The 10,496-nt window shown below is 71.7% G+C and carries 7 protein-coding genes; 6 read left to right on the top strand and 1 reads right to left on the bottom strand.

Annotated features, from left to right (window positions below):
* Positions 1-28: 28 nt before the first annotated feature.
* A complete protein-coding gene (locus R2E43_RS23305; RefSeq protein WP_003975835.1) occupies positions 29-658 on the bottom strand; it encodes a hypothetical protein in 630 nt (209 codons plus the stop codon).
* Between the two features lie 204 nt (positions 659-862).
* Between R2E43_RS23305 and R2E43_RS23300 the strand changes: the two genes are divergently transcribed.
* The 6 genes from R2E43_RS23300 (at position 863) to R2E43_RS23275 (ending at position 10,491) form a co-directional block, all read left to right on the top strand.
* Positions 863-1,945: a hypothetical protein gene (locus tag R2E43_RS23300; RefSeq protein ID WP_161270066.1), complete on the top strand. Its 1,083-nt coding sequence runs from the start codon at positions 863-865 to the stop codon at positions 1,943-1,945.
* Between the two features lie 193 nt (positions 1,946-2,138).
* Complete coding sequence (locus tag R2E43_RS23295; protein WP_030865507.1) at positions 2,139-3,536, top strand: ABC transporter substrate-binding protein; 1,398 nt, start codon at positions 2,139-2,141, stop codon at positions 3,534-3,536.
* Between the two features lie 4 nt (positions 3,537-3,540).
* Positions 3,541-4,896, top strand: coding sequence for a carbohydrate ABC transporter permease (locus R2E43_RS23290; protein WP_030865510.1), 1,356 nt, complete (start codon positions 3,541-3,543; stop codon positions 4,894-4,896).
* On the top strand, positions 4,893-5,810 hold the full coding sequence (locus tag R2E43_RS23285; RefSeq protein ID WP_003975831.1) for a carbohydrate ABC transporter permease: 918 nt from the start codon (positions 4,893-4,895) through the stop codon (positions 5,808-5,810). The genes R2E43_RS23290 and R2E43_RS23285 overlap by 4 nt, the downstream gene beginning before the upstream one ends.
* 165 nt (positions 5,811-5,975) lie before the next feature.
* Positions 5,976-8,261 carry a bifunctional glycosyltransferase/CDP-glycerol:glycerophosphate glycerophosphotransferase gene (locus tag R2E43_RS23280; RefSeq protein WP_308407158.1) on the top strand — a complete coding sequence of 762 codons (2,286 nt, stop codon included), beginning with the start codon at positions 5,976-5,978 and terminating at the stop codon, positions 8,259-8,261.
* 19 nt (positions 8,262-8,280) lie between these two features.
* Positions 8,281-10,491: a bifunctional glycosyltransferase/CDP-glycerol:glycerophosphate glycerophosphotransferase gene (locus R2E43_RS23275; protein ID WP_210984872.1), complete on the top strand. Its 2,211-nt coding sequence runs from the start codon at positions 8,281-8,283 to the stop codon at positions 10,489-10,491.
* Positions 10,492-10,496 lie beyond the last annotated feature (5 nt).

The raw sequence follows: 10,496 nt of genomic DNA, 5'->3' as shown, positions 1-10,496 counted from the left end.
CGGCCGGTCAGCGGATGCGCGCCGCCGGTCACTCGGCCCTTTTCAAGAGGCGGTTGAGTGCCAGGGACAGGCCGAGGCCCTTCTGACGCACGGTCACGCGGTAGTTCCGCCGCAGCTCCTCCATGTACAGGAGGCCGGACTTGCGGGAGTAGGTCTTCTCCCGCATGCGTCCGAGGTTGGGCCTGTCCAGCAGCAGGTAGTCGTGCGGCCGCATGGCGGCGACCTTCCACTCGGTGTGGGAGGTCTCCATCTCCAGGACCGGGTAGTGCGGTCCGGTGTCCCGGACCGAGTACGCGACGTGGCGCAGCTCGCCGTCCTCCAGGAGGATGATCATGCTGCCGTCGTCCACGCCGGTCCAGTTGATGTGCACGTGCCCGTAGAGGTCCGCGCCGTCCTTCCTGCGGAAAGTCTCATCGGCGACCCTCCCCAGCTCCCAGTAGCGGAGGGCGGGACCTTGCGCACAGCGTTCCGACACCGTCACGGACTCCTTGGAGAACCATCCTTTGCGTCGCACTTCCTGGCGCTGCCTCACCACGTATTCCTGATGGCTGGCCATCGGTACTTTCGAGTGCGCGGCCTTCGCCACCTTCCGGGCGTACCGTTGCAGTTTCGGGACGTCGAGTACCGACTTCTCGTACAGCTCGTCGTTCGACCCCACCGCACTCCCCTCCCACCGCCGGGCGTGGGTTCATTGTGTGATGCGGCCGACCCCGCGGCGCGCGTTTTGCCGACGGCCGGGGGTGAGATGCCGTACGCTCCCGTCGAGTCGGCGGTACTGCAAAGAAATGACAGGGAGCGGCGGGCTCCGGGAAGCGGGTCCCGGTTGCCCGGCCGCATGCAACACTGCGCCATGATGAGGATCATGCTGTGCGGCGCCGCCGACACGGAGAGGGTGCGGGACGCGTTCGTCCAGGTCGTGGAAGATTTCGGCGGAATCCCTCGGCACTTCCTGTCGGGGACGGTGAACTACATCAATTCTGCCACTTCGAGCTGGACCGAGAATTCTCGTGAATCCGTACAGGACGCAGACATCTGCGTGTTCGTCATAGTCGAGGAAATCGGCCGGATCACCTGGGAGACCGAGGTGAGCGAGGCACTGATGTCCGGTAAGCCATTCCTGGTCCTCTGCCTCGACAAGACGCATCAGAGATACCTGTTCCTGCATTCGACCTTCCCGCCCCCCACAGACCTTTCCGTCATTCCGTCGGAGCAGGACAGAAATCTCGTGATGACGCTGCGCGAGCTTTACCATGAACGCCAGATCACCGTCGCCCCCTTCACCGACGGTTCGTTCAGGGACGTGCTGCGGCGTGAGCTGTCCCAGCTCTTCAGAATCGCCGTCGGTCACCTGAGCGAGCGCAATCGCCGCGGGTCCGCCGTGCCCCTCTTCGCCCAGCCCTCCAGGTTGTCCATGACCGATCTGGTGATCGCGAGGAGGATCGCGCTGGACGAGTTCGAGGAGAAGCACAAGCGCAAGCAGGCCCTCCGCGCGCTCGCGGCGCGCAGGGCGTTGGACGAGGAGCCCCTGTACGCCCTGCTGAACAGCCCGGAGCAGGGGATCCAGCGGCTGTCCTTCGAGTTGTTGGAGCAGCTGTACACGCCGCGGCCCGCCGCCCCCGCGTTCTTGGAGCACCTCGTCGTCATCGCCAACGATTCCGACGATGTGGGAGTCCCCCGCCGGATGATCCCGATCGTCATGGCCATCGACCTGGCCGGCGCTGTGGCGGCACTCGCCCTGCTCGACCTGGACGACGCGGGCTGCAAGCGCAGGCTCGCCGCCTGCTTGGAGGCACACGAGGACGCCGTCGCCGAGCTGGGTCTCGGGGAACCCGTGGCCGAGTTGCTGCGCGCCTGTCTGTCCGGTTCGGCTCCGTCCGACTGGAAGTCCCGCTGCCGCGCGTACCTGGACCGTCTCGGCGGTGCCCCCTCCGAAGGCGCCGGCTGAGTACGGGGCGCGAGGTGGTGGAGCCCGGGCGACGACGCCCGTACCCGCGCCCGGTTGCCGATCACGGTCACGACGCGGTCACGATCGCCCTGTTGACAGCGGACGCGCCCTTGCCGCCCTCACCCCCCTGGCGTACACCAGAGCGCACGGGAGAGCGCCGAGCGTTCGACGAGGAACGAAGAACGGGGCAGTGATGCGCACGAGCAGCACCATCCGGACACGCGGAACCGTCAAGAGGACCACCCGGGCCGCAGCCGCCCTGGCCGCGGGAGCGCTCGCGCTCTCGCTCACCGCCTGCGGCGGTGACGAGGACAGCGGCGGCGGTGACGGCGGCGACGAGGGCGGCGGCGCCAAGCAGCCGGCCTCCTCCGTCACTCTGCCGAAGCTGGACGGTGAGAGCCTGGAGGTCGCCGCCGTCTGGACCGGCACCGAGCAGGAGAACTTCAAGAAGGTCCTCGCCGAGTTCGAGAAGCGCACCGGCGCCAAGGTGACCTTCGTGCCCGCCCAGGACCCGATCATCAACTTCCTCGGCTCGAAGATCGCGGGCGGTGCCCCGCCGGACGTGGCGATGCTCCCGCAGCCCGGCGCCATCAAGCAGGCCGTGGACAAGGGCTGGGCCAAGCCGCTGGGCGCCGAGGCGACCAAGGAGCTGGGCGAGAACTACTCGCAGGGCTGGCAGGACATCGGCAAGGTCGGCGGCAAGCAGTACGGCGTGTACTACAAGGCCGCCAACAAGTCGCTGATCTGGTACAACGCCCAGGTCTTCGAGAACGCCGGCGCCGCCGAGCCCAAGACCTGGGACGAGCTGCTCAACGCGGCCCAGATGGTCTACGACTCGGGCGTCACCCCGTTCTCGGTGGGCGGCGCGGACGGCTGGACGCTCACCGACTGGTTCGAGAACGTCTACCTCTCGCAGGCGGGTCCGGAGAAGTACGACCAGCTCGCCAAGCACGAGATCAAGTGGACGGACCCGTCCGTGAAGGACGCCCTCACCACGCTCGCGGAGATCTGGGGCAAGAAGGACTTCGTCGCGGGCGGGGCGTCCGGCGCGCTCCAGACGGAGTTCCCGGCCTCGGTGACGCAGACCTTCACCGGCGGCGACCAGCCCAAGGCGGGCATGGTCTACGAGGGCGACTTCGTCCAGGTCAACATCGGTGAGACGAAGGCGAAGGTCGGCACGGACGCGAAGGTGTTCCCGTTCCCGGCCGTGGGCGACACCGCGCCGGTGGTGTCCGGCGGCGACGCGGCCGTGGTCTTCAAGGACTCGAAGGCGGCGCAGGCGCTGGCCACCTGGCTGGCCTCGCCGGACGCGGCGGGGATCCAGGCGAAGCTCGGCGGGTTCCTCTCGCCCAACAAGAGCATCGACTCCTCGGTGTACCCGAACGAGGTGCAGAAGAAGATCGCCGAGGCGCTGGTCGCGGCCGGTGACGACTTCCGCTTCGACATGTCGGACCAGGCCCCGCAGGCCTTCGGCGGCACCCCCGGCAAGGGCGAGTGGAAGACGCTCCAGGACTTCCTGAAGAACCCGAAGGACGTCGCGGGTGCCCAGGCGAAGCTGGAAGCGGACGCGGCCGCCGCCTACGGCGGCTGACGCGATGACGTCGGCCACGGCGGCAGGAGCCCCACGGGGCTCCGCCGCCCCCAAGTCACCCAAGTCGCGCAAGAGCGTGACCGGCACCCGCAGGTCCGTGGCGGCGCTGTTCCTGCTGCCCGCCCTGGTGCTGCTCGGCGCGCTCGTGGTCTACCCGATCGGGTACTCGCTGATCCGCAGCTTCTACGACCAGTCCGGCGACTCCTTCGCCGGGTTCGACAACTACGAGACCCTCTTCACCGACGACGGCATCCGCACCGCCCTGAAGAACAACGTCATCTGGGTGGTGTTCGCGCCGACGGTCGCCACCGCGCTGGGCCTGATCTTCGCGGTGCTGACCGAACGCATCCGCTGGGGCACGGCGTTCAAGCTGGTCGTCTTCATGCCGATGGCGATCTCGATGCTGGCGGCCGGCATCATCTTCCGCCTGGTGTACGACCAGGACCCGGACAAGGGCGTCGCCAACGCGGTGTGGGTCGGGGTGCACGACACGTTCGCCGAGTCGTCCGCGTTCCCGAAGGCTCACCCCGGCCGCGACTCGCCGCTGAAGCCGGCGGGCGGCGGCGCGTTCATCACCAAGCAGCCGGTCGGCGCGGGCACCCCGGTCGCCCTGCCGCTGGTGGGCGTGGCCCCCGACCTGATGCCCGACGGCGCGAAGAAGGCCGCGACCGCCGAGCCGGCGGACGGGAAGGTCACCGGCACCACCTGGCAGGACTTCACCCGCGGCAAGGGCGTCGGCAGACTGGGCGGCGTCGACGCGGCCGAGCTGGGCTACGCCGGGATGAAGATCGAGGCGGTCAAGGACGGCGAGGTCGTGGCGACGACCACGGCGGCCGGGGACGGCACCTTCACGCTGCCCGCGGCGGCCGACGGGGCGCTGCTGAGGCTGCCCGCCGACAACTTCAAGGAGGCGTACAACGGCCTGAACTGGCTCGGCCCCTCACTCGTCACCCCGGCGATCATCGGATCGTACGTGTGGATGTGGGCGGGCTTCGCGATGGTGCTGATCGCGGCGGGCCTCGCGGGCATGCCCCGGGAGCTCCTGGAGGCCGCCCGGGTCGACGGCGCCAACGAGTGGCAGGTCTTCAGACGGGTCACGGTGCCCCTGCTGGCACCGGTCCTCGCGGTCGTCGTCGTCACCCTGATGATCAACGTGCTGAAGGTCTTCGACCTGGTCTTCATCATCGCCCCGGGCTCCTCCCAGGACGACGCGAACGTGCTCGCCCTGGAGCTGTACCGCAAGGGCTTCGCCTCGGACCAGCCGGGCGTCGCCAGCGCCATCGCGGTGTTCCTGCTGCTCCTGGTCATCCCGGTGATGTGGTTCAACGTACGGCGACTTCGGCGGGAGGTGCGGCGATGACCGCGGACGCGGGTTCCCTCACCCCGGCGGCCACCCGGCCGCCCGAGACGGCCGTCAAGGCCAGGCAGCCGCTCGCCTCCCGGCTCGCCGAGGCGGCCGGCGGCGGGCTCGTCCGGGTGTTCCTGATCGTGGTGGGCCTGTTCTGGCTGGTCCCGACGATCGGGCTGCTGCTGTCCTCGCTGCGCACGCCGGAGGACATGGCGGCGAGCGGCTGGTGGAAAGTCCTCACCGAGCCGTCCCAGCTGACCTTCCAGAGCTACGAGGAGCTGCTGAAGAACGGCGACATCACCTCCTCGCTCCTCAACACCGCGCTGATCACCGTCCCCGCGACCGTCCTGGTCGTGGTGATCGGGGCGCTGGCCGGGTACGCCTTCGCGTGGATGGAATTCCCCGGCCGCGACTGGTGGTTCCTGGCCGTGGTCGGGCTGCTCGTCGTACCCGTGCAGGTGGCCCTGATCCCGATCGCCGAACTCTTCGGGAAGATCGGCCTGTTCGGTTCCATGCTCGGCGTGATCCTCTTCCACGTCGGCTTCGGCCTGCCCTTCGCGGTGTTCCTGCTGCGGAACTTCTTCGCGGAGATCCCGCGGGAGCTGCTGGAAGCGGCCCGCCTGGACGGTGCGGGTGAACTGAGGCTGTTCGTGCGGGTGGTGATGCCGCTCGGCGGGCCCGCGATCGCGAGCCTGGGCATCTTCCAGTTCCTGTGGGTGTGGAACGACATGCTGGTCGCGCTGATCTTCTCGGACTCCGGGAACCAGCCGATCACGGTCGCCCTGCAGACCCAGGTACGGCAGTTCGGCAACAACATCGACGTGCTCGCGCCGGGCGCGTTCATCTCCATGGTGATCCCGCTGGCCGTGTTCTTCGCGTTCCAGCGGCAGTTCGTCTCCGGCGTGATGGCGGGCGCCGTCAAATAGCCGCCACGACAACACCCTTGAGGGGGCGGGCCGGTCACCGGCCCGCCCCCTCATCCGTACGGGCACAACGTCCCCCGAATGCCCCGGGGACCGTAACCAAGCGGGTCCACCGGCCGTTGCCGGGCAGAACGCCCGCACCGATCCCGCCGACCGATGGAAGTCCCCGTGCCCAGGTTCAGTGTCATCGTTCCCGCGTACCAGGTGCAGGCGTATCTGCACGCGTGCCTGGAGTCGGTGCTGGCCCAGTCGTACCCGGACTTCGAGGTGATCGTGGTCGACGACGGCTCGCCGGACGCCTGCGGCGCGATCGCCGACGAGTTCGCGGCCCTCGACCCGCGCGTCCGCGTCATCGGCCTGCCGCGCAACGAGGGGCTGGGCCCCGCCCGCAACGCCGGCATGGAACGGGCGGGCGGCGACTACCTCGTCTTCCTCGACGGCGACGACACCCTCACCCCGCACGCGCTGCGGGGCATCGCCGACCGGATCAAGGAGACCGGCGAGCCGGACGTCCTGGTCTACGACTACGCGCGCACGTACTGGACCGGCGAGACGGTCCGCAACCAGGCCGCCGCGCACCTCACCGAGCAGGGCCCGGCGCCGTTCCGGCTCGCCGACCGGCCCGGGCTGCTGAAGCTGCTGATGGTGGCCTGGAACAAGGCGGTGCGACGGGAGTTCGCCGTACGCGAGGGCTTCGCCTTCCCGCCGGGCTACTACGAGGACACGCCGTGGACGTACCCGGTCCTGATGACGGCGGGCTCCGTCGCCACCCTGGACCGGGTCTGCGTCCACTACCGCCAGCGGCTGCGGGGCAGCATCCTGGGCACGCCGGGCGAGCGCCACCTGGACGTCTTCACGCAGTACGACCGCGTCTTCGCGTTCCTCGACGCGCGCATGGAGACGCACCCGGAGTCGCGCAAGGAGCTGGCCCGCTGGCGGCCGCTGCTGTACCGGCGCATGGCCGACCACCTCACGACGGTGTACACCCGCCCCGGCCGTCTCCCGCGTTCCCTGCGCGCCGAGTTCCTGCGCCGGGCCCGGGTCCACTGCCGCCGCTACCGGGTCCCCGGCGCCCCCGCCCCGCTGCCCGTCCGGCTGCGCCACGCCCTGCTCCGCCTGGGCCTGCGCCGCACCTACGGCGCCCTGCGGCTGGCGTCGGCCCTGCGCCGCGGTACGGCGGGGGTCGCCGCGGGGCTGCTGCGCGCCGCCCGGACCGGCGCCCTGCGCCTGCACTACCGCGTCCAGCGCTGCCTCCCGCTCCGCGCCGACCGGGCCGTCTTCGCCGTCGAGGGCGACCGGGGGTACGGCCGCGACCCGGGCGCGCTGGAGGAGGCGTTCCGCCGTCTCGCGCCGCACGTGCGCACGGCGTGGACAGCCGACCGGGTGCACCACCACACCGTGCCGCCCGGCACCCGCCGCCTGACCCCGGGCACGGCCGCCCACTGGACGGCCCTGGCCCGCTCCCGCTACCTGGTGCGCGAGGGTGCCTTCGGCCCGGGCCTGGTCAGGCGGCGGGGTCAGGTCCTGGTCCAGACGCAGGCCGGGACGCCCCTCAAGCACATGGGCCTGGACCTCCAGGAGCGCCCGGCCGCCGCTCAGGGCACCGACTTCGCCCGGCTGCTGCGCGAGGCCGACTCCTGGGACTACGTGGTCTCCGCCAACCGCCACTCCACCCTGACCTGGGAACGCGTCCACCCGGGCGACTGGACCGCCCTGGAGTGCGGCCAGCCGCGCACCGACGTCCTCCAGCGGGCGACGGCCGCGGACGTGGCCCGGCTGCGCGAGACCCTCGGCGTCCCCGAGGGCACGGTCGCGATCCTGTACGCGCCCACCCACCGCGACTACCGGCGCACCCAGCGCTCCGCCCTGGACCTGGAGCGCGTCGTGCGCCGCCTCGGCCCGCGCTTCGTGGTGCTGGCCCGCGCCCACCCCCGGCACGGCGGCCCGCTCGCCGCGTCCGCCGGCCGGGTGCTGGACGTCAGCGACCACCCGCACGTGGAGTCGCTGTGCCTGGCCTCGGACGCCCTGGTCACCGACTACTCGTCGCTGATGTTCGACTACGCGGGCCTCGACCGCCCGATCGTGATCCACGCCGCCGAGCGGGAGGCGTACGAGGCGGCCCGCGGCACCTACGTCGACCTGCGGTCCTTCCCGCCGGGCGCGATCGCGCGGGACGAGGACGAGCTGATCGGCGTGTTCGCGAGCGGCGACTGGCACGGCACCCGGTCGGCGCGGCTGCGGGCCGCCTTCCGCGAGCGGTTCTGCCCCTACGACGACGGCCGCGCCGCCGAGCGGGTCGTACGCCGGGTGGTCCTGGGCGAGACGGACCCGCCGCCGGCCGTCCCGCTCTCCGGGCGCCGCCCCGCGCCCTCCGCCACCGCGGCTCTGGCGCGGGCCCCGCTGACCACGGTGCCGCCACCGGCGGGTCCGCGCACCGTCACCGACAGCCTCTGAAACCGAGAGAAAGAGCAGTATGCCCCGCTTCAGCATCATCGTCCCGTCCCATGGGGTCGCGGGGCGGCTCTCCCAGGCACTGGACTCCGTCCTCGGCCAGTCCTTCGGCGACTTCGAGCTGATCCCGGTCTGCGACGGCCCGGACTGCGCCGCGGCGGACGTAGCCGGGGAGCACGCCGAGCGGGACTCCCGGGTGACGCCCGTGCACTCGCCGCCGTCGGCGGGTCTGGCCGGGGCGCGCAACGCCGGGATGCGGGCGGCGACCGGCGCGTACCTGCTGTTCCTCGACGGCGACGACACCCTCGTGCCGGGAGCGCTGGCGGCCGTGGACGCACGCCTGGCGGACACCGGCGGCGTCGACGTCCTGTACTTCGAGCACGAGCGGGTGCCCTGGTGGGAGGGCGAGACCACCAACCCGGCCGCGCCGCTGCTGGCGAAGACCCCGGACGGCGCCTTCGCCCCCGACCGCGCCCCGCACCTGACCGGCGTGCACCTGCCCGCCTGGAGCGCGGTCCACCGCCGCACCTTCCTCACCGAGCGCCGGCTGGACTTCCCCGGCGGGCACTTCACGGACGTCGGCTTCGGCGCCCGGGTCGCGGCGCGCGCCGAGCGCATGGCCGTGCTGCGCGAGGTGGTCGTACGGCACCGGGTGCGGCGCCAGGGCAACCGGCTGAACCTGCCCGGCGAGCACCACGCGGACCTGCTCGACCAGGCCGAACTCGCCCTCACCCACGCCGTCGAGCGGGGCCTGCCGCCCGAGCGGCGCGGCCCGCTGTTCGAGCAGCTCTTCGCGGCGGTCCTCAAGACGGCCACCCACCCCCGGCGCCTGACCCGGCGGGGACGCCGCGCCTTCTACCGCCGGGCGAGCCGCCTGTACCGGCGCCACCGCCCCGCGGGATTCCGGCCGCCGGGCGGGCGGCTCGGCGTGCAGCACCGGCTGCTGGCGTCGGGGTCGTACACCGCCTTCCGCGCGCTGCGCGCCGCCAACCGGACGGCGACCGGCGTCCTGCGCCGCCTGCCGTGGCCGCGCGGGCTGCGCACCCGTCTGCGCTACCACCGCCACCTGCGCCGCCCGCTGGACCCCAACCTCGTCGTGTACTGCGCCTACTGGGGCCGCGGTTACGCCTGCAACCCGGCCGCGATCCACGCCAAGGCCCGCGAACTCGCCCCGCACCTCAGGTCGGTGTTCCTGGTCGAGCCGGACCAGGCGCACACCCTGCCGGAGGGCGTCGACCACGCGGTCGTCGGCAGCCACCGGTACTGGGAGGTGCTGGCCCGCGCCACGTACCTGGTGAACAACGCCAACTTCGCCGAGGGCGTGGTCAAGCGCCCCGGCAGTGTGCACCTGCAGACCCAGCACGGCACCCCGCTGAAGACGATGGGCGTGGACCAGTCGACGTACCCGGTGGTGGCGGCGGCCACCGGCAGCTTCACCAAGCTCCTGGCCCGCGTGGACCGCTGGGACTTCAACCTGTCCGCCAACCGGCACTCCACCCAGATGTGGGAGCGCGCCTTCCCCGGCTCGTACGAGCACCTGGAGTACGGCTACCCGCGCAACGACGTCTACTGCACGGCGACCGCCGGGGACGTGGCCCGGGTGCGGCGCGAACTGGGCGTCCCGGAGGGGAAGACGGCGGTCCTGTACGCGCCCACGCACCGGGACTGGGAGACCGGGTTCGGCGCGGGCGGCCTGGACCTGGAGGCGTTCTGCGAGGCGGCCGGCGAAGACGTCGTGGTGCTGCTGCGCGCCCATTACTTCTACGACCGGGGCGGGAGCCGGGAACGCACCGGCCGGGTCATCGACGTGACCGGGCACCGCTCCTCGGAGGACGTGTGCCTGGCCGCGGACGCGCTGGTCACCGACTACTCGTCCATCATGTTCGACTACGCCAACCTGGACCGCCCGATCGTCGTGTACGCCGACGACTGGGACGTGTACCGGGAGACCCGCGGCGTCTACTTCGACCTGATGGCGGCGCCCCCGGGACCGGTGGCGCGCACGCCCGAGGAGCTGGCCCGCGTCTTCGCCGACGGCAGCTGGGCGGGCCAGGAGTCGACGGCGCTGCGGGCGGCCTTCCGGGAGCGGTTCTGCGAGTTCGACGACGGCCGGGCCGCCGAGCGCGTCGTGCGCCGGGTGCTGCTCGGCGAGCCGCCCGAGGCACTGCCGCCGGTGCTCCCGCTCGCGGAGCGCGTTCCGGCCCCCGCCGCCGCCACCCTCGTGAGGAGCTGACCCCG

The organism is Streptomyces violaceoruber, assembly GCF_033406955.1.
GTDB classification, from domain to species: Bacteria; Actinomycetota; Actinomycetes; order Streptomycetales; family Streptomycetaceae; genus Streptomyces; species Streptomyces violaceoruber.
This window is presented reverse-complemented; position numbering and strand designations above follow the sequence as displayed.